This window comes from Sulfitobacter guttiformis (genome assembly GCF_003610455.1).
GTDB classification, from domain to species: domain Bacteria; phylum Pseudomonadota; class Alphaproteobacteria; order Rhodobacterales; family Rhodobacteraceae; genus Sulfitobacter; species Sulfitobacter guttiformis.
Map to the genome: position 1 here is coordinate 1,040,167 of NZ_RAQK01000001.1, position 16,998 is coordinate 1,057,164.

General features: G+C 53.9%; 26 protein-coding genes. 5 read left to right on the forward strand and 21 right to left on the reverse strand.

Going from position 1 to position 16,998, the window contains the following annotated elements:
* Positions 1–34: 34 nt before the first annotated feature.
* From C8N30_RS05055 to rpsM, 6 genes are all read right to left on the reverse strand, one after another.
* Entirely contained in the window at positions 35–1,342 is a 1,308-nt protein-coding gene (locus C8N30_RS05055) for a replication-associated recombination protein A (protein ID WP_025063415.1), read from the reverse strand.
* A gap of 2 nt (positions 1,343–1,344) precedes the next feature.
* Positions 1,345–2,721 (reverse strand): trypsin-like peptidase domain-containing protein, encoded by a 1,377-nt coding sequence (locus C8N30_RS05060; protein ID WP_025063416.1) that lies wholly within the window; start codon positions 2,719–2,721, stop codon positions 1,345–1,347.
* A gap of 135 nt (positions 2,722–2,856) precedes the next feature.
* Entirely contained in the window at positions 2,857–3,273 is a 417-nt protein-coding gene (gene rplQ, locus C8N30_RS05065) for a 50S ribosomal protein L17 (protein WP_025063417.1), read from the reverse strand.
* Between the two features lie 134 nt (positions 3,274–3,407).
* Complete coding sequence (locus C8N30_RS05070; RefSeq protein ID WP_025063418.1) at positions 3,408–4,424, reverse strand: DNA-directed RNA polymerase subunit alpha; 1,017 nt, start codon at positions 4,422–4,424, stop codon at positions 3,408–3,410.
* Positions 4,425–4,541: 117 nt separating this feature from the next.
* Positions 4,542–4,931 (reverse strand): 30S ribosomal protein S11, encoded by a 390-nt coding sequence (gene rpsK, locus C8N30_RS05075; RefSeq protein ID WP_025063419.1) that lies wholly within the window; start codon positions 4,929–4,931, stop codon positions 4,542–4,544.
* A gap of 15 nt (positions 4,932–4,946) precedes the next feature.
* On the reverse strand, positions 4,947–5,315 hold the full coding sequence (gene rpsM, locus C8N30_RS05080) for a 30S ribosomal protein S13 (RefSeq protein ID WP_025063420.1): 369 nt from the start codon (positions 5,313–5,315) through the stop codon (positions 4,947–4,949).
* A 360-nt stretch (positions 5,316–5,675) separates the two neighbouring features.
* Between rpsM and C8N30_RS19165 the strand changes: the two genes are divergently transcribed.
* Both C8N30_RS19165 and C8N30_RS19170 read left to right on the forward strand, forming a co-directional pair.
* Positions 5,676–5,828 (forward strand): DUF2461 domain-containing protein, encoded by a 153-nt coding sequence (locus C8N30_RS19165; protein ID WP_147419677.1) that lies wholly within the window; start codon positions 5,676–5,678, stop codon positions 5,826–5,828.
* 56 nt (positions 5,829–5,884) lie between these two features.
* Positions 5,885–6,049, forward strand: coding sequence for a DUF2461 domain-containing protein (locus C8N30_RS19170; protein ID WP_147419678.1), 165 nt, complete (start codon positions 5,885–5,887; stop codon positions 6,047–6,049).
* A gap of 118 nt (positions 6,050–6,167) precedes the next feature.
* Here the strand turns inward: C8N30_RS19170 and C8N30_RS05085 are convergent, their stop codons facing one another.
* From C8N30_RS05085 to rpmC, 15 genes are all read right to left on the reverse strand, one after another.
* Positions 6,168–6,818, reverse strand: coding sequence for an adenylate kinase (locus tag C8N30_RS05085; RefSeq protein ID WP_025063421.1), 651 nt, complete (start codon positions 6,816–6,818; stop codon positions 6,168–6,170).
* Positions 6,815–8,179: a preprotein translocase subunit SecY gene (gene secY / locus C8N30_RS05090; RefSeq protein WP_025063422.1), complete on the reverse strand. Its 1,365-nt coding sequence runs from the start codon at positions 8,177–8,179 to the stop codon at positions 6,815–6,817. Before secY ends, C8N30_RS05085 begins: the two co-directional genes overlap by 4 nt.
* Before the next feature lie 117 nt (positions 8,180–8,296).
* Complete coding sequence (rplO, locus tag C8N30_RS05095; protein ID WP_025063423.1) at positions 8,297–8,782, reverse strand: 50S ribosomal protein L15; 486 nt, start codon at positions 8,780–8,782, stop codon at positions 8,297–8,299.
* Between the two features lie 134 nt (positions 8,783–8,916).
* Positions 8,917–9,918: an acyltransferase family protein gene (locus C8N30_RS05100; protein WP_025063424.1), complete on the reverse strand. Its 1,002-nt coding sequence runs from the start codon at positions 9,916–9,918 to the stop codon at positions 8,917–8,919.
* A gap of 166 nt (positions 9,919–10,084) precedes the next feature.
* Positions 10,085–10,273 carry a 50S ribosomal protein L30 gene (rpmD, locus tag C8N30_RS05105; RefSeq protein WP_005849797.1) on the reverse strand — a complete coding sequence of 63 codons (189 nt, stop codon included), beginning with the start codon at positions 10,271–10,273 and terminating at the stop codon, positions 10,085–10,087.
* 2 nt (positions 10,274–10,275) lie between these two features.
* Positions 10,276–10,863 (reverse strand): 30S ribosomal protein S5, encoded by a 588-nt coding sequence (gene rpsE, locus C8N30_RS05110; RefSeq protein ID WP_025063425.1) that lies wholly within the window; start codon positions 10,861–10,863, stop codon positions 10,276–10,278.
* A 129-nt stretch (positions 10,864–10,992) separates the two neighbouring features.
* The gene (rplR, locus tag C8N30_RS05115; RefSeq protein ID WP_025063426.1) at positions 10,993–11,352 is read right to left on the reverse strand and encodes a 50S ribosomal protein L18; all 360 of its coding nucleotides are present in this window, start codon (positions 11,350–11,352) and stop codon (positions 10,993–10,995) included.
* 12 nt (positions 11,353–11,364) lie between these two features.
* Complete coding sequence (rplF, locus tag C8N30_RS05120; protein ID WP_025063427.1) at positions 11,365–11,898, reverse strand: 50S ribosomal protein L6; 534 nt, start codon at positions 11,896–11,898, stop codon at positions 11,365–11,367.
* Between the two features lie 10 nt (positions 11,899–11,908).
* On the reverse strand, positions 11,909–12,301 hold the full coding sequence (gene rpsH / locus C8N30_RS05125; RefSeq protein WP_025063428.1) for a 30S ribosomal protein S8: 393 nt from the start codon (positions 12,299–12,301) through the stop codon (positions 11,909–11,911).
* A 12-nt stretch (positions 12,302–12,313) separates the two neighbouring features.
* Positions 12,314–12,619, reverse strand: coding sequence for a 30S ribosomal protein S14 (gene rpsN / locus C8N30_RS05130; RefSeq protein WP_025063429.1), 306 nt, complete (start codon positions 12,617–12,619; stop codon positions 12,314–12,316).
* 20 nt (positions 12,620–12,639) lie between these two features.
* Entirely contained in the window at positions 12,640–13,203 is a 564-nt protein-coding gene (gene rplE, locus C8N30_RS05135) for a 50S ribosomal protein L5 (RefSeq protein ID WP_025063430.1), read from the reverse strand.
* Positions 13,203–13,508, reverse strand: coding sequence for a 50S ribosomal protein L24 (gene rplX, locus C8N30_RS05140; RefSeq protein ID WP_025063431.1), 306 nt, complete (start codon positions 13,506–13,508; stop codon positions 13,203–13,205). Before rplX ends, rplE begins: the two co-directional genes overlap by 1 nt.
* A gap of 2 nt (positions 13,509–13,510) precedes the next feature.
* Positions 13,511–13,879, reverse strand: coding sequence for a 50S ribosomal protein L14 (gene rplN, locus C8N30_RS05145; protein ID WP_007118848.1), 369 nt, complete (start codon positions 13,877–13,879; stop codon positions 13,511–13,513).
* A gap of 112 nt (positions 13,880–13,991) precedes the next feature.
* Positions 13,992–14,228: a 30S ribosomal protein S17 gene (rpsQ, locus tag C8N30_RS05150; protein ID WP_025063432.1), complete on the reverse strand. Its 237-nt coding sequence runs from the start codon at positions 14,226–14,228 to the stop codon at positions 13,992–13,994.
* 15 nt (positions 14,229–14,243) lie between these two features.
* On the reverse strand, positions 14,244–14,450 hold the full coding sequence (rpmC, locus tag C8N30_RS05155; protein ID WP_025063433.1) for a 50S ribosomal protein L29: 207 nt from the start codon (positions 14,448–14,450) through the stop codon (positions 14,244–14,246).
* 815 nt (positions 14,451–15,265) lie between these two features.
* Here rpmC and C8N30_RS05160 point away from each other — a divergent pair.
* From C8N30_RS05160 to C8N30_RS05170, 3 genes are read left to right on the forward strand one after another with little or no spacing between them, the layout of a single operon-like run.
* Positions 15,266–15,838, forward strand: coding sequence for a hypothetical protein (locus tag C8N30_RS05160; RefSeq protein WP_025063435.1), 573 nt, complete (start codon positions 15,266–15,268; stop codon positions 15,836–15,838).
* Positions 15,839–15,898: 60 nt separating this feature from the next.
* Positions 15,899–16,300: a hypothetical protein gene (locus tag C8N30_RS05165; RefSeq protein ID WP_025063436.1), complete on the forward strand. Its 402-nt coding sequence runs from the start codon at positions 15,899–15,901 to the stop codon at positions 16,298–16,300.
* 45 nt (positions 16,301–16,345) lie between these two features.
* A complete protein-coding gene (locus C8N30_RS05170) occupies positions 16,346–16,954 on the forward strand; it encodes a 2OG-Fe(II) oxygenase family protein (RefSeq protein ID WP_025063437.1) in 609 nt (202 codons plus the stop codon).
* Positions 16,955–16,998 lie beyond the last annotated feature (44 nt).

Genomic DNA, 16,998 nt, shown 5'->3' on the forward strand with positions numbered 1-16,998 from the left:
CATCGCCTGCCGACGTACAAGAGTCAACTGCGTGTCAACCTTTGCGTTGGCCGCGCAACTTGGAGAAATACTCGAGCCGCTTCTTCAAATCCCGCTCGAACCCGCGCTCGACGGGTTGGTAAAGGCTGGGACGCTCCATTCCCTCTGGGAAATAGTTTTGCCCCGAAAACCCATCCTCTGCGTCGTGGTCATAGGCATAGCCTTTGCCGTATCCTTGATCCTTCATCATTCCCGTGGCCCCGTTCAGGATATGCTTGGGCGGCGGCTCGGAGCCGGTTACCTTTGCCGCAGCGCGCGCACTCTTGTAGGCGATGTAGTTGGCATTACTTTTTGGCGCGAGTGCCAGATAAATGACCGCCTGCGACAATGCCAGTTCGCCCTCGGGCGACCCGAGCCGTTCATAAGTATCCCAGCTTTGCAAGCACACCGCTTGCGCTTGCGGGTCAGCAAGGCCGATGTCCTCCACCGCCATCCGCACGATTCTTCGTGCCAAAAAGCGCGGATCCTCCCCACCTTCAAGCATCCGCGCAAACCAATAGAGCGCCGCGTCAGGGTCGCTGCCGCGCACCGATTTATGCAGGGCCGAAATGAGATTATAATGCTCGTCTCCGCCTTTATCGTATTGAGCAGCACGCTTGCTCAGCCGCTTACCCAATCCAGCAGCATCAAGAGGTTGATCAATCTTCCACGCCGCGACCTGCTCAATCAGGTTGAGAAGGGCGCGCCCGTCGCCATCCGCCATATCGAGCAGGGCCTGCTGCGCACCGTGATCAAGCGGCAGGCTCACCCCCAGTTCGTCCTCGGCCCGCGCGACCAGCTTGCGCAGATCATCCTGATCGAGACGTTCCAGCACCAAAACCTGCGAACGGCTCAGGACAGCACGGTTCAATTCGAAACTGGGGTTCTCTGTTGTCGCTCCAACCAAAAGGATCGTACCGTCCTCCATATGCGGCAGGAACCCATCCTGCTGCGCCTTGTTGAAGCGGTGAATTTCATCAACAAACAATAGCGTGCCCTGCCCGTTCTGGCGCCTGATCTTTGCCGCCTCGAACACGCGCCGGAGTTCCGGCACACCGCTGAATATCGCGCTGATTTGGACAAAATGTAGGTCCGTTTCGTCCGCTAACAGACGAGCAATCGTTGTTTTACCCACACCGGGCGGACCCCAAAAGATGAGTGATCCTAACGTGCCGGAGGCCAGCATCACCGTTAGAGGGGCATCTTCCCCTAAAATCTGGGACTGACCGATCACCTCTGCCAGCGCCTTGGGCCGCATCCGGTCCGCAAGAGGGCGAAGACCACTCTCGACTGTGGCGGTCGATGCGCCAAACAGATCAGCCACGCCTACCTCCCGAACCGGATTTTGATACGCTGCGCCCCGCGCTGGACAACCATCTCAAACCGCCGTTCAGCTCCCGCCAATAGCGCTGCCGCCTCGTCAGGATGGGTCAAGGGCACTCCGTTTAACACCATAATGACATCACCTGCTCTTAGACCTGTACGTCCTGCAAAAGGACCAGCATCCATCACCGCAACGCCTGTAATTTCCAAAGGAAGGTTCAAGTCCGCCAGAACCGCAGGATTGATCCTTACCAGTGTCAGCCCTGGCAGAAGGCTGGCTTGCGGTAACGTCACCGCATCGCGAGATGGCTCTTCAGGCGCAGCAATTAGGGAAACACGCACCGTCTGCTCGACACCCCGCCTGTAGAAGGCAACCTCGGCCTGCGCGCCTGGCCCTACCACACTCATCCTGTAGATCATCTCGGAGGGCGTATTCACCTGCTGTCCCCCCACACTTACGATAACATCTCCAACCTCTAAACCTGCCTCTTGAAACGGGCTCACCGGATGAAGCCCGGAAATGATAATCCCGCCAGAGCGGTCAAATCCCATAGTTGCTGCCATATCCGCATCCAGCGACTGACCGTTGATGCCAGCCCATGGCCGCCTGAAATCTGTCAGGCCTGCTTCGGATTGGGCCATAAAAGCGGCAACAAGATCGGCAGGAATGGCAAAACCAATTCCGTTGGACCCACCCGAGCGGGTCAGAATCGACGTGTTTACTCCAATAAGCTGCCCCGCCATATCGACCAGTGCACCCCCCGAATTGCCCGGATTGATCGGCGCATCCGTCTGGATGAAATAGCCGCGACCGCGACCGCCCGTACCGCCCGAACGCGCTAAGCCTGATATGATCCCGCTGCTCACGGTCTGCCCCACACCAAACGGGTTCCCTATAGCCAGCGCAAGTTCACCGACTTCAACTCCATCACTGGCGCGCAACGGCAAAAACGGCAGCGGCTCGGGCGTGTCAATTTTAAGAATTGCGAGGTCGCTCTCCTCATCTCCCAACAAAACCCGAGCCGTGAACTCGCGTCGATCAGTCAGGACCACACGGATATCAGTCGCCATGCCGACTACGTGGTAGTTGCTCACCACGATCCCGTCCGCGGACAGAATTACCCCAGATCCTAGCGAATTTTGAACCCGTGGTTTAGGATCAGCGGCGGGATCGCGGAAAAATCGCTCAAAAAACGGGTCGGATTGAAGGGGCGTGCGACGCACTTCCTGCACGACTTTTGCGTAAATATTTACGACTGCTGGCGCGGCCTGCTTTACCACTGGAGCAAAACTGAGCTGCATTTGCACTGCTGTCTGCGGAACTTCCTGCGCAAATAAAGGGGCAGCAACCAGCGCAAGAATAAGAGGAATATATTTCATATCCCAGATATGCGCCAAGCTCTATGCATCTTGCAACCGATCTCACTTAGCTCGCGAAATTATTCCGCTAAGCTTGGAAACGCAAAAAGCCCCGCAAATAAGCGGGGCCCTTTTATCTCGCCTCATCAAGACGAATTATTCGGAAGCGTCCATCGCTGCAACGCGGGCTTTGTCTGCGGCGCCTTTGGCGTCGCGGTCACGGTCTACAAACTCGATAATGGCCATTGGTGCCATATCACCATAGCGGAAGCCAGCTTTCAATACGCGCACATAACCACCCTGACGGTCTTTGTAGCGGGGGCCAAGGATATCGAACAGTTTTGTAACATACTGGTCTTCTTTAAGGCGCGCACGGGCCTGGCGGCGGGCGTGCAAATCACCGCGCTTGGCGAGTGTGATCATCTTCTCGATAATCGGACGCAATTCTTTGGCTTTTGGCAATGTTGTCTTGATCTGCTCATGCTCGATCAGTGAGCCGGCCATGTTGGCCCAAAGCGCCTTGCGGTGCTCATGTGTGCGGTTCAGACGGCGGTATCCACGTGCGTGACGCATAGTTTTTCTCCAAGTGATGTGCCCTCTACGGGCGGTTTTACTTTGTCTGGCTGGCGTGCGTAGCGCCAACTCTCCTTGGGGTCGTTTGACCCAGTCTGTCGAAAGGCGAGGATCAAGCCCCGCCCCTCATAGGCTTAAAAGTTATCTTCGAACTTTTTGGCCAGATCTTCAATATTGTCCGGCGGCCAATCCTCAACATCCATGCCGAGGTGCAGACCCATGCCAGACAACACTTCCTTGATCTCGTTCAGGGACTTGCGGCCAAAGTTAGGTGTGCGCAGCATTTCAGCTTCTGTTTTTTGGATCAGATCGCCAATATACACGATATTGTCGTTCTTAAGGCAGTTAGCGGAGCGTACGGACAGTTCAAGCTCGTCCACTTTCTTAAGCAGAAGCGGGTTGAACTCGAGCCCATCATCGTCGTCCTGACGGGAAGCGGACTCAGGCTCGTCGAAGTTGACGAAGATGCCGAGCTGGTCTTGCAAAATACGCGCAGCAAATGCCACAGCATCGTCCGGCGTCAGCGAACCATCGGTTTCAACTTTCATCGTCAGCTTGTCATAATCCAGCACTTGTCCCTCGCGGGTCGGCTGAACATCATAGCTAACTTTTTTGACCGGCGAGTAGATCGCATCGATCGGAATAAGACCGATGGGCGCGTCTTCAGGCTTGTTCTTGTCGGCAGAAACATAACCCTTACCGGTGTTTACCATCAGCTCCATGTAGATGTCGGCACCGTCGTCGAGGTGGCAAATTACATGGTCGCGGTTCAGGATCTCGATACCGGCAGATTCGGTGATATCACCAGCGGTCACAACACCAGGGCCTTTCGCGGAGATCGAAAGCCGCTTTGGCCCTTCGACTTCCATGCGAATGGAAACACCTTTGAGGTTAAGAATGATGTCGGTGACATCTTCACGCACGCCAGCAACTGATGAGAACTCATGCAAAACGTTGTCGATTTGTACGGAAGTAATGGCAGCGCCCTGAAGCGAGCTCATCAAAACACGACGCAATGCGTTGCCCATTGTGAGGCCAAAGCCACGCTCGAGCGGTTCTGCAATCACAGTAGCCTGACGTGCAGGATCGTTGCCGGGTTTTACGTCAAGCTGTGTTGGCTTGATCAATTCGGCCCAATTTTTGTGGATCATTAGTCCCTCCATTCTTGTTCGCATCCGTATGTCCGTCCGGAGCAAACTCCCGAGGTTTCAGAAATCGTATAGGGTCCGCACCAAACTGATGCGAACCCCGGGTAGAATGATCGTCGCTTAGACGCGGCGGCGCTTTGGCGGGCGACAGCCGTTGTGAGCCATTGGCGTCACATCACGAATCGAAGTGATGTTGAAACCGGCAGCAGCAAGGGCGCGCAGTGCGCTCTCACGGCCGGAGCCTGCACCCTGCACTTCGACTTCAAGCGTTTTCACGCCGTGGTCCTGAGCTTTTTTTCCTGCATCTTCAGCAGCCATCTGAGCAGCATAGGGCGTAGACTTACGCGACCCTTTGAAGCCCATCGTGCCAGCGGAGGACCATGCTATCGCATTGCCCTGCACGTCGGAGATCAGGATTTTTGTGTTGTTGAAAGAAGAGTTCACATGCGCAACACCAGCTGCGATGTTTTTGGAGACCTTCTTCTTGGTGCGTTTTGCTTCGCGTGCCATTAGCTGAGCCCTCCCTTATTTCTTCTTACCGGCAATGGCCTTTGCAGGGCCTTTGCGCGTACGAGCGTTGGTGTGCGTACGCTGGCCACGCACAGGCAAGTTACGACGATGGCGCAGGCCACGGTAGCAACCCAGATCCATCAAACGCTTGATGTTCATCTGTGTGTCACGGCGCAGGTCACCTTCGACGGTGTAGTTTTCGTCGATGTGCTCGCGGATTTTGAGGATTTCAGCATCTGACAGCTCGTTAATACGGCGCGTCATTTCAATGCCAACAGCTTCGCAGATTTTTTCTGCGGAGGTGTTGCCGATGCCAGTGATATAGGTGAGGGCGATTGGAACCCGCTTTGCAGTCGGGATGTTTACGCCGGCAATACGTGCCACGTGTGCAATTCCTTTTTTGTTGCGGGTCCGTCATTCCGGACCCTTTTTTCACAACACAAGCCGGAGGCGATTTGGCCTGCGGGCTACAGCTGATCAGGTGATCTTGCGTAACAAGCCGAAGCAGCCACGCGATTTGATTCTCTGTCGAGAATTTGGTGATTATGAGCTTTTACTAGGGGCGTCAACCCAGGCAACAAAATGCTGGTTGATTATTCGGTTTCTGCGCTAGCTGTTGCCGATCGTTCCAAATGCCAGCAGTCAGGAAATATCATGTCAGCCTTCACCCCACAAGCGTTCCAGTTACTTGCCGAGTTGGAACAACCCCATATGTAGAACCAGTGTATCGGTAATCCTGACCACATGGGACACAAAGAACGAAACCCGCGGGATGGATTAACCCAGATCAAGCCCAAGGGCGGTATGATCGCAGGAGGCTTTTACCAACTCGCCACCACAGACCTCAATATGGTCCGTGACGGGATCATTCAGATGAACAACGCTTTCGCGTCGTAGCAAGAAATCTATAGGACAAAGGCTTTCCACTGAATTAAACCAACAGCTTCAAAGCAATGCCACGCTGCTTAAAGCAGCACCAAAATCATCCTTTGGCCGACTACCTCAAGCTCAAGGGACACACGCTACGCAATGATGAAACACCTGAGGTCTCGTTCAGCGGGGATATCGTGGAGCGGAGCTTGGCTCTTGCCGAAATTATTGCGCTGATGAAAGCATAGACACGCGATGCTCTGACACGTGGACCACGATATCGTCAGTAAACCTTGCAGAAAAAAAGCGGGCCGGGACCTTTTAAAAATCCCAACCCGCTTCCCAATTCAGTAAACGGATAAACGATCAAGCGTCCAGAACTGCCGCTATGCTGTTTTGCACTTCCTCAATCTCGCCCAGACCATCGACGTTACTGAGCATTTCCTTGGCGTAGTAATAGCCGATCAGCGGCGAGGTTTGCTTATAATATGCCATCAGCCGTGTTTTCAGGCTTTCTGCGTTGTCGTCAGCGCGGCGCTTGAATTCGGTCTTTTTTCCGCACGATGTACAAACACCATCGGAGGGCACTGGCTTGGTATTGTCGTTATAGACTTCACCGCAGCCTGCGCAGGTGGAGCGTGCCGTTATCCGATCCACAAGTGCCTCGTCATCAACCCGCATTTCGATGACGGCATCAAGGGACTGGCCCTCTGCAGCGATCAACTCACCCAAGGCATCAGCCTGCGCAAGAGTGCGAGGAAAGCCGTCGAAAATAAAACCACCGTGACTTGCTTTGTCTGCCAGCTTCTCGCGGATCAGGCCTATCACGATTTCGTCCGTTACAAGTGCACCGCGAGCCATGACATCGGCCACGATCTTACCCATCTCGCTGCCGCTGTCTTTTGCTTCGCGCAGCATATCGCCAGTACTCAGCTGAACCATGTTGCGTGTCTCAACGAGGTGGCGTGCCTGAGTGCCTTTACCAGCACCTGGTGGTCCGAGAAGGATAATGTTCATTTGCGTGCAGGGCTCCGTTTTTTGCGTCCTTTGCCGGATTTGCCACGCAGCTGTGACTTCTCCAACAGGCCTTCATATTGATGTGCCAGCAGATGGCTTTGAACTTGCTGGATGGTATCCATTGTGACGGATACCACAATCAACACTGACGTACCGCCAAAGTAAAACGGAATGGCGAACTGACCGCGTAAAATCTCGGGCAGGATACAGACAGCCGCAAGATAGGCGGAGCCAAGGATAAGAATTCGATTTACGACATACTCAAGATATTCTGCCGTCTTCTTCCCGGGGCGAATACCAGGCACAAAACCGTTCTGATTTTTCAGGTTGTCTGCGACTTCGTCGGGCTTGAATGCCACATTGAAGGTATAAAAGTAGGCGAAGAAAACAATCATCGCAATGAAGAACAACAGATACAGCGGCTGTCCGGGCCCAAAGTTTGCGAGCAGCCAAGACATGATAGGGTTTGTCGAATTACCAGAGAACGTGCTGATCGTAACTGGAAGCAACAACAGCGAACTAGCGAAGATTGCAGGAATAACACCGGCAGGGTTCACTTTGATAGGTAAGTGGCTGGACCCACCATCATAGACCTTCATGCCGACCTGACGCCGCGGGTACTGGATGTGGATCTTGCGCAGAGCGCGTTCCATGAACACAACAAACATGATCGTAGCAATAACCATGACCAGAACCGCCACGATCACAGCAGGAGAAATTGCGCCGGAGCGACCGGAAGCAAAGAACTGTGCAATAGCGGCGGGAACCTCGGCGATGATACCAACAAAGATAATGAGGGATATGCCATTGCCGATACCGCGCGCGGTGATCTGCTCGCCCAGCCACATCAGGAACATCGTACCACCAACAAGTGTGATCATACACGCAATGCGGAAATACATACCCGGATCAGCAGCGATATCGCCTGCCTCCAGGCTCACAGCAAGGCCGTAGGACTGGACCGTCGCAAGTGCAACAGTACCCCAGCGGGTATACTGATTGATCTTTTTACGGCCTTGTTCGCCCTCTTTCTTGAGCTGCTCCAACGACGGCACCATGGAGGTGAGAAGCTGAACGATAATCGAGGCAGAGATATAAGGCATAATGCCCAAAGCAAAAATACCCATGCGACCAAGGGCGCCGCCTGTAAACATCGAAACCATGCCGCCGATGCCCTGCCCTGCCTGCTCCATAAAATCGCGCAGCGCACCACCGTCGATACCGGGTACAGGGATAAATGTTCCCAAACGGTAAACGATCAGCAGACCAAGCGTGAACAAGATGCGGTGGCGCAAGTCGGTCGCCTTACCAAAGGCGGACCAACTTGAATTGGCGGCCATATTCTCGACGGCAGATACCATGTGAGGGCTCTCTTTTCTTAAACAAAACGCCGCCCAAACCGTTTTCCGGCGGGCGGCGTTAGGGAAAACTAGAAGGTATATGTAAGCGGCTTAAGCGCCGCTCACAAGTCCGAAGGATTACTCGGAGGCTTCTGCCGCTGCTGCCACTGCCTTGATGGTCAGGCTTCCGCCCGCCTTTTCAACAGCTTCGATTGCGGTTTTGGATGCACCTGTAACATCGAGGTTAATCTTCGACGTTACATCACCCTTTGCAAGGATGCGGATACCGTCGCGCTTGCGACGTACAACACCGGAAGCAACCAATGCATCCTCGTTGATGACTGATTTGATGTCCAGCTTGCCAGCGTCGACAAATTTCTGGATCAGGCCCAGGTTAATAGCGGAGTAAGATTTGCGGTTCGGCTTGGTAAAGCCACGCTTTGGCAGACGTTGGTAGAGGGGCATCTGGCCGCCTTCGTATCCTTTGATCGCAACACCTGAACGGGATTTTTGACCTTTGATACCACGGCCACCCATTTTACCGGTGCCGGAACCAGGACCACGGCCAACGCGTTTGCGTGGTTTCGTTGCGCCTGGGTTGTCTGAAAGTTCATTGAGTTTCATGTCGCTTCTCCTTTTGCCGGAAATACCCCCCAGCGACGGGAGCGGGTAGACGCGGCGTTACGATTCTCGTGGGCAAAATTATGTCCACCACGGGCGTATAGGGGAAGGAGCAACATGAGGCAAGTAGCTGAAATTCACAGGCCAAGCACCTTTATAACGCGTAATCTGCGTGCTACGGCCAGCACCACAAGCGGAAGAAGCAGACCCACAAGAGTTGTCGCAGCCACGACCGATACAAAACCATCGAACCCAACCTCGCGCATCGCAATCCTAAGCGCGGCTGAGAAAATCGTATGCATTAAGTAGATTGCCATAGACCCCTGACCCAGCACAACCAGAACCCGTAGAAGGGGTCCCGCCTTAAGTCCTCCAAGAAAGCAGACCCAGACAGACAGGACAAGCGCTAGCGAGTGTATAGCTGATACTTGATTGCCCTGGACCAGCCAGAGCAAAACGAGAAACATTCCGAGCGCGAATAGGCAAATGATCGAACCAGGCTGCCACCGCAAGAACGCCCCTGCAGCGATTCCTGCAAGGAAGTATGGCACATGGGCGAGCATGGGCCCCCAAATAAGCGACGGGACTGAGAAGAGTGGACTCACCACCAAGAGCGCCACAACCCAGACTGCTGCGATCCAGCGCACCGCTTGCGCTGGCACCTCACGCAAACCGACGCGGTGCACAACGATCAGTAACAACTGAATCAAAAACAAAGCCCAAAGAAACCACAAATGTTCGAAAGGAGGCAGAGGAATAAGCGGAAAATCCGTAATACTCACAGGGCCGTTCGCACGATCGCCGGCCAGTAGCTTGAGCCCAAAAAAGAGCCATGTCCAAAGCGCCATCGGCCACAGCAATCTTGTAATCCGCCCGCGGACAAGTGGAACAGTCCCCTGCTTCCGCAAGGTTTCAAGAAATAGTAGACCGGATAAAAAGAAAAACAGAGGCATGTGAAATGAATAAATGAGAGCGTCCACAGCTCTAAACAGATTGGCATCCCCAGCAAAAGTGGCTGACTGTTGGGGAATGATCCCTGTCAGCTCCGCGCCACGCCAGGCATGGCCAAAAACGACAAGACTGATGCCTATTCCCTTGGCGCCGTCGATTACGTCAATTCGAGCGGAATGATCGGGCATGCAAATGGCTCATAAAAAAACTGGTTATCGCTCTAACACAGAGAGGTTAAACAGAGCGCAAATCTCACGCGCGCATTCCTAACCCCAAAGAGCACTTCACAAACAAAATGCCCCGCACATAAATACGGGGCATTCAAATATCATACAAAAGAGGCAGCCAAAAGGCTTAGCCTTTTTCTTCAATAATTTCGACCATGTGGCTGATCTTGCGGATCATGCCGCGTACGGAAGGTGTATCTTCCAGCTCGCGTACACGGTGCATCTTGTTAAGTCCCAGGCCGATCAGCGTTGCACGTTGGTCTGCTGGGCGACGGATCGGCGAGCCAACCTGCTTGATTACAATAGTCTTAGCCATGCTTATGCCTCCTCAGCCACTTGTGTGGACGAGTCAGTTGCATCGTCACGCTTTGGCAGGATGTCAGCCACTTTCTTACCGCGGCGCTGCGCGACAGAACGTGGAGACTGTTCTTTTTTCAATCCGTCCATGGTGGCGCGGATCATGTTGTACGGGTTCTGCGAGCCAATGGATTTAGACACAACGTCTTTGATCCCAAGCATCTCGAATACGGCACGCATTGGACCACCGGCAATGATGCCAGTACCCTCTGGGGCTGTACGCATCACAACTTTACCAGCACCGTGACGGCCCTGCATGTCGTGGTGCAGCGTACGGCCTTCACGCAGCTGGACGCGGATCATCTGACGCTTTGCCTGCTCGGTGGCTTTGCGGATGGCCTCAGGGACCTCCTTCGCTTTACCTTTACCAAAGCCCACACGGCCCTTCTGATCGCCAACAACCACAAGAGCAGCAAAACCAAAGCGCTTACCGCCTTTTACAGTTTTGGATACGCGATTGATCGCGACCAGACGGTCAGCAAATTCTGGCGCTTCTTCACGCTGGTTGCGGCGGTTGTTGTTACCACCCCGGTTTTCATCTCTGGCCATGCTGGCCTCCTTAACTTGCGGGCGATTGCCCTGTTTTCACAACCCTTGGTGAGGCATGCTCCCGGGTCATCGAGAGGATCGAAATCCTCTTCAAATGGATATTGGCGGAACCGAAGCCCCGCCAATGACTTAGATCTTCAAACCACCTTCACGGGCTGCGTCGGCCAAGGCCTTCACTTTGCCGTGAAACAGGAAGCCGCCACGATCGAAATAGGCAGCTTCAACACCAGCAGCTTTCGCACGCTCTGCGATCGCTACGCCGACTTTTGTCGCCGCTTCGATGTTGTTTTTGCCGACCACGCCAAGAACCTTTTCAAGCGACGAGGCGGAGGCGACTGTTACGCCATTCACATCATCGATCAGCTGAACGCTGATATTCTTGTTGGAGCGATGCACGGACAGGCGCATGCGCCCGCGGTTCGTGCGACGAAGTTTGTTCCGAACGCGCAAGCGGCGTTTGATGAACAGTTGTCTTTTGCTGTTTGCCATCTGTTGCGTTCCTTACTTCTTCTTGCCTTCTTTGCGGAAGACGAACTCACCCTTATAGCGGATGCCTTTGCCCTTATAGGGCTCGGGCTTGCGCCATGCGCGGATGTTCGCAGCGACCTGACCAACAAGCTGTTCGTCAATGCCTTCCACAATGATTTCGGTCTGCTTTGGAGCTGTTACAGTCACGCCTTCTGGCGGTGTGTAATCAACGTCGTGGGACAGGCCGAGGTTCAGTTTCAATGTGTTACCATTCATGGCAGCACGGTAACCAACACCTTGGATCTCAAGCTCTTTCTTGAAACCGTCGGTCACGCCGGTCACAAGGTTACGAACCATCGTGCGGGACATACCCCACTGCTGGCGCGCGCGCTTGGACTTACCGCGAGGTGTTACCGTTACCGCATTCTCTTCTACAGTCATGGTTACATCATCAGTTGCTTTGAAGATGCGGACCCCTTTGGGGCCTTTCACTTCGATTGTCTGGCCGCTGACGCTTGCGGTAACACCGCTAGGCAGATCGACGGGCTTCTTACCAATACGAGACATCAATTTCTCCTTAGAATACGGTGCAAAGCACTTCGCCGCCAACGTTGGCTGCGCGTGCTGACGCGTCCGACATCACACCCCGGGGGGTGGAGACAATCGACACACCCAGGCCCTGACGGACGGAGGGAAGGTCTTGTGAGCCCATGTAAACGCGGCGTCCGGGTTTTGAAATCCGTTTCAGCTCGCGAATAACAGGTTCGCCTTCGTAATACTTGAGGCTGATCTCGATTGCGGGGTGGCCGTCGGCCCCCGTCATCAGTTCATAGCCCCGAATGTAGCCTTCATCGGCGAGCACGTCCAACACCCATGCACGCAGCTTGGAAGCTGGGGTCATGACGGTGGACTTGCCGCGAAGTTGACTGTTGCGGATGCGTGTCAGCATATCTGCGATAGGATCGGTCATCTAATATGCTCCTTACCAGCTCGACTTGACCATGCCGGGGATCTGGCCTGCTGAGCCAAGATCCCGCAGCGCGATGCGCGAGATTTTCAATTTACGGTAATAGGCGTGTGGACGGCCGGTCAGCTGGCAACGGTTGTGCAAACGCACAGCCGAAGAGTTGCGCGGCAGCTTTGCCAAGTCGAGGGTTGCGCGAAAACGCTCTTCCATCGGCTTTGTCTCGTCGCTGATAATCGTTTTCAGCGCCGCACGCTTAGTGGCGTATTTTTTGACCAATGCTTCGCGCTTCTTCTCGCGAGCGATCATGGATTTCTTAGCCATATCTAATTTCCTCTCCGCGCTTAGGAATTGAAGGGCATGTTGAAAAGCTTCAACATTGCCTTCGCTTCAGCGTCGGTTTTCGCTGTAGTAGCGATTACGATGTCCATGCCCCAGTTTTCATCAATTTTATCAAAATTGATTTCGGGAAACACGAGGTGCTCTTTCAGGCCCATAGCATAATTGCCGTTACCATCAAAAGATTTGCCATTTACACCGCGGAAGTCGCGAATACGTGGCATTGCAACCGTGATCAGACGATCAAGGAATTCGTACATGCGGTCACCGCGAAGAGTAACCTTCGCACCCAGAGGCATTTCTTCCCGTACCCGGAAACCCGCGATGGATTTCTTGGCGATGGTCGTCAGTGCCTTCTGACCAGCGATCAGTGTCAGGTCTTCCTGAGCGGATTTGGCTTTTTTGCTGTCACGGACAGCTTCTGCGCCACAACCGATGTTCAGGACGATCTTGTCCAAACGCGGGATCTGCATGTCATTGGTATAGCCGAACTCTTCTTTCATCGCCGCGCGAATGCGGTCTTTGAAATCGGCTTTGAGGCGGGGTGTATAGGCTGCGGTATCGAGCATCAGATTACGTCCCCTGTTGTCTTGGCAAAGCGAACCTTGGTATCGCCGTCCATTTTGAAGCCTACGCGAGAAGGCTTGCCGTTGGCATCCTTGATCGCGAGGTTGCTCAGGTCCATCGGCATCGACTTGGGAATGCGACCGCCCTGTGATTCTTGGGTCTGACGTGTGGCACGAACGTAAACGTTGATGCCCTCTACGACGGCTTTGTTTGACTTTGGATCAACGGAGGCGATTTTGCCCTCTTTGCCCTTATCCTTGCCTGTCAGAACGATGACAGTGTCACCCTTTTTAAGCTTAGCAGCCATGTTTATAGCACCTCCGGAGCGAGCGAGATGATTTTCATGAAGTTTTTGGCGCGCAGCTCACGAACAACTGGTCCGAAGATACGAGTACCAACAGGCTCGTTGTTGTTATTCAGGATAACAGCAGCGTTGCGGTCAAAACGGATGGCTGTGCCATCGTCACGACGAACTTCTTTTGCGGTGCGAACGACGACGGCCTTACGGACGTCACCCTTCTTTACACGGCCGCGTGGAATGGCTTCCTTTACCGAGACAACGATGATGTCGCCTACGGATGCGTATTTACGCTTGGAACCACCCAGGACCTTGATGCACTGAACACGGCGAGCGCCGCTGTTGTCAGCTACATCCAGGTTGGTCTGCATCTGGATCATTTGGTTTCTCCCGACCTGTAGGGGGCGATGCGTGCCTGATCCCTAGGGTTTCGATTATATTGCTATCCGGAATGGATAACGCGACCGCCCTAAAGGGTGGCCGCATGAACGATCATGCTTCCGCGATGATCACTTCCCAACGCTTGGTTTTGGAACGTGGTGCACATTCAATGATGCGAACTTGCTCGCCCACTTTGAATGTATTGTTTTCATCGTGCGCCCGGTATTTTTTGGACTTACGAATTGTCTTCTTGAGAACCGGGTGGGTAAAGCGACGCTCTACGGATACGGTTACTGTCTGTTCGTTGGCGTCCGAGGTTACGGTGCCTGTCAGGATACGCTTTGGCATGTGCTCAGGCTCCTCTTACGCGTCTGTAGCTGCGGCTGCAGCTTTCATGTTCAATACTGTTTTCACGCGGGCGACGTCACGCTTGACGGTACGCAAACGCGATGCATTTTCCAGCTGGCCGGTGGCTTGCTGGAAACGCAGGTTGAACGCTTCTTTTTTCAGGTTCACAAGTTCATCGCGGAGCTGGTCCGGTGTCTTGTCGTGCAGTTCTTTGGCGATCATGCCATTTCCTTTCAACATCACCAGTAGGCCCCCGGAGGGTGACCATGATTCTGGTGGAGTTCATGATGAAGCTGCCGGATAGCCCCTATCGCCCTGCGGCGCAAGCCCTAGTGCTGATACGGAACGGAAAACTTATGGTTTTCACTCTTATCGCACTGGGACTTATTGAGAGCAAGCGTCGAGCAGGCCTACATCATCATCCTCGAATATGGATTGCTGTGCGCGGACGACCGTAACACCAGAGAATACAAGATGGTCTTTTTGCATAACAATTTAAGTCCCGGCACGGTTTCACGGGGCAATCCGGCATAGGTTGGGCCAACCTCATTCCTCAAATTTTTTGCAATATCAGTTTGCATAGTATCCGCGGCGCTGTGGCAGCTTAGCGAACAAGGACGCGCATGTGGCTGTTGCCTGCGCAAATGGAGCAGCCTCGAATATCAACGGTTCACATGCGTTTAGGGATATGCTGGCCAAAGTACTCACATAGATGCGCACCACAGGAACTCCAATCGAAGCACGGCGGGAATATTGCCAACCCGTCCCGCACTTTAGCGAAACTACCGCATAGCAGGAAATTCTCGAGGAACTGACAAGTTGAATTGGGTGCAGAACATTCCCGCAGGATTACGCAGCCTCCCGTAGTCCGTTACATTTCGCACAAGTTGAGCACCCACATTGCCGCGACATTGGGAATAGTGACTCACACTATATGCCAAAATAAAGTACCTTCTTCTCAGTTGCTGCTTCAATTTTTTGACAATATCAGCTACAAATGTTGCTTTTGATAGAAAATTACTTTGCATGGGGTTGTGATGATTGAAGTCGGAATTCTCATGGGCCTTCTGGGTCTCGGCCTTCTCTTTGGTTTGGAAGGAGATAATGGGGCCGACGAACCGAAAACCGGCGGCGAAACACCCCCTGACCCGAGTGAGGGGTTTGCCGATAACGGCCAAACCACACTCATTGGGACGGATGGCGATGATACATTCGACCAAAGCTCCTTTAACGCGAATGACATTTTTACAGTTCTCGGGGGAGAAGGCGATGATCACATCACCTATGACCCTAATTATCGTGAAGCGGGCCGAGAGCCTGCAGGGTTTGCCGAGATCTATGGTCAAAACGGTGACGATCAGATCGATATGGTTGGCTACTCGACAAACACAAGCACGGCATTCGGAGGAGAGGGTAGCGATACGCTCATCGGTAACCACGGGTCCGTGCTGCAGGGCGATGCGGGCGACGATGTTCTGGTGCTCGACGGTCAACTGGAGGGCGCAGCCTTTGGCGGCGATGGAAACGATACGCTGAGCGGATCACAGGACAATCACTTTTATGGCGAGGACGGCGATGACGTCATTAACGTGACACATCAGAACCTATGAAACGGAAGTGGTTTTGCAGACGGCGGCGCAGGCGATGATGCGATCACGATCTCGAGCGGGATGGGAAGCCCATTTGGCGTGAACGAAGGGCTTTTGGTACACGGTGGGGTGGGCAGTGACACCTTCATACTTGACCTTAGCATCAACGACGATGCCGAATGGATCGAGACAAACGGCGCAGGAAACGCCGGCTCCGGAATCGAGATCGCGGACTTTGATCCCGAAGAGGACCAACTACTTGTCGAAGTGAGCGCAATCGCGAGCGAGGAGGACAACACATACACCGTCGAACTCGTCGAGGTCTCCGAGACCGAATATACCTTGCGATTCGATATTTTCGAGAGCGACCTTCCCGAAGGCATGTTGCAACGAGGGTTCTCTCTGACAATCCTGACAACGGGGCCGATCACATTGGATGAAATAGCCTTTGTCGGCCAACCGCCCGCCACCGCAGCCGCATAACAGCGCCCCTCGTCAACGTCATTTGGCGGCGCTATAAGCGGCCACATGACACATATCAAATCCCTCTTCGTGACCCGCCTGTACCAAGCGCCGCTTGGGCCTATTGATGCTGCCGAGCTAGAGGCATCATGCTACTCCATCGCCGAGGATGACGAGGCAGGGCAAGCATGGTGTGAGGAAAACGGCTATCCGGGTTATACCTCATACGCATCCCTCACCGATCTCGGCTGGCGCTTTCCGATCTTTGCGGATGTGATCAAGGCGATTGACGCCCATGTCGCGGCGTTTGCGGAGGATCTGGAGTTTAATCTCGACGGGCGTGAGTTGAAGCTGGAGGACATCTGGATCAACATTCTGCCTGAGGGTGGCACCCATTCGGGCCATATCCATCCGCATTCCGTGATTAGTGGCACAACCTATGTCGCGATGCCCGAAGGCGCGAGTGCGATCAAATTCGAGGACCCGCGTTTGCCAATGATGATGGCGGCCCCTGCCCGCCGCAAAGATGCGCGCGAAGAGTTGCGCACCTTTGCCTATGTCGCTCCCGCAGTTGGTGATGTGCTGCTGTGGGAGAGCTTCATCCGCCATGAGGTGCCAATGAACATGTCCGAGGAAGACCGCATCTCGGTTTCGTTCAACTACGCTTGGGCCTAGGCATCCATCAATCCGGATCGCAGGTGCGATACTTTTGTTAGCTT

Coding starts and splice junctions, on each gene's coding strand:
- C8N30_RS05060 (WP_025063416.1), bottom strand. CDS start 2,721: ATGAAATATATTCCTCTTATTCTTGCGCTGGTTGCTGCCCCTTTATTT.
- rplQ (WP_025063417.1), bottom strand. CDS start 3,273: ATGCGTCACGCACGTGGATACCGCCGTCTGAACCGCACACATGAGCAC.
- C8N30_RS05070 (WP_025063418.1), bottom strand. CDS start 4,424: ATGATCCACAAAAATTGGGCCGAATTGATCAAGCCAACACAGCTTGAC.
- rpsK (WP_025063419.1), bottom strand. CDS start 4,931: ATGGCACGCGAAGCAAAACGCACCAAGAAGAAGGTCTCCAAAAACATC.
- C8N30_RS19165 (WP_147419677.1), top strand. CDS start 5,676: ATGGGACACAAAGAACGAAACCCGCGGGATGGATTAACCCAGATCAAG.
- C8N30_RS19170 (WP_147419678.1), top strand. CDS start 5,885: ATGCCACGCTGCTTAAAGCAGCACCAAAATCATCCTTTGGCCGACTAC.
- C8N30_RS05085 (WP_025063421.1), bottom strand. CDS start 6,818: ATGAACATTATCCTTCTCGGACCACCAGGTGCTGGTAAAGGCACTCAG.
- secY (WP_025063422.1), bottom strand. CDS start 8,179: ATGGTATCTGCCGTCGAGAATATGGCCGCCAATTCAAGTTGGTCCGCC.
- rplO (WP_025063423.1), bottom strand. CDS start 8,782: ATGAAACTCAATGAACTTTCAGACAACCCAGGCGCAACGAAACCACGC.
- C8N30_RS05100 (WP_025063424.1), bottom strand. CDS start 9,918: ATGCCCGATCATTCCGCTCGAATTGACGTAATCGACGGCGCCAAGGGA.
- rpmD (WP_005849797.1), bottom strand. CDS start 10,273: ATGGCTAAGACTATTGTAATCAAGCAGGTTGGCTCGCCGATCCGTCGC.
- rpsE (WP_025063425.1), bottom strand. CDS start 10,863: ATGGCCAGAGATGAAAACCGGGGTGGTAACAACAACCGCCGCAACCAG.
- rplR (WP_025063426.1), bottom strand. CDS start 11,352: ATGGCAAACAGCAAAAGACAACTGTTCATCAAACGCCGCTTGCGCGTT.
- rplF (WP_025063427.1), bottom strand. CDS start 11,898: ATGTCTCGTATTGGTAAGAAGCCCGTCGATCTGCCTAGCGGTGTTACC.
- rpsH (WP_025063428.1), bottom strand. CDS start 12,301: ATGACCGATCCTATCGCAGATATGCTGACACGCATCCGCAACAGTCAA.
- rpsN (WP_025063429.1), bottom strand. CDS start 12,619: ATGGCTAAGAAATCCATGATCGCTCGCGAGAAGAAGCGCGAAGCATTG.
- rplE (WP_025063430.1), bottom strand. CDS start 13,203: ATGCTCGATACCGCAGCCTATACACCCCGCCTCAAAGCCGATTTCAAA.
- rplX (WP_025063431.1), bottom strand. CDS start 13,508: ATGGCTGCTAAGCTTAAAAAGGGTGACACTGTCATCGTTCTGACAGGC.
- rplN (WP_007118848.1), bottom strand. CDS start 13,879: ATGATCCAGATGCAGACCAACCTGGATGTAGCTGACAACAGCGGCGCT.
- rpsQ (WP_025063432.1), bottom strand. CDS start 14,228: ATGCCAAAGCGTATCCTGACAGGCACCGTAACCTCGGACGCCAACGAA.
- rpmC (WP_025063433.1), bottom strand. CDS start 14,450: ATGATCGCCAAAGAACTGCACGACAAGACACCGGACCAGCTCCGCGAT.
- C8N30_RS05160 (WP_025063435.1), top strand. CDS start 15,266: ATGATTGAAGTCGGAATTCTCATGGGCCTTCTGGGTCTCGGCCTTCTC.
- C8N30_RS05165 (WP_025063436.1), top strand. CDS start 15,899: ATGGGAAGCCCATTTGGCGTGAACGAAGGGCTTTTGGTACACGGTGGG.
- C8N30_RS05170 (WP_025063437.1), top strand. CDS start 16,346: ATGACACATATCAAATCCCTCTTCGTGACCCGCCTGTACCAAGCGCCG.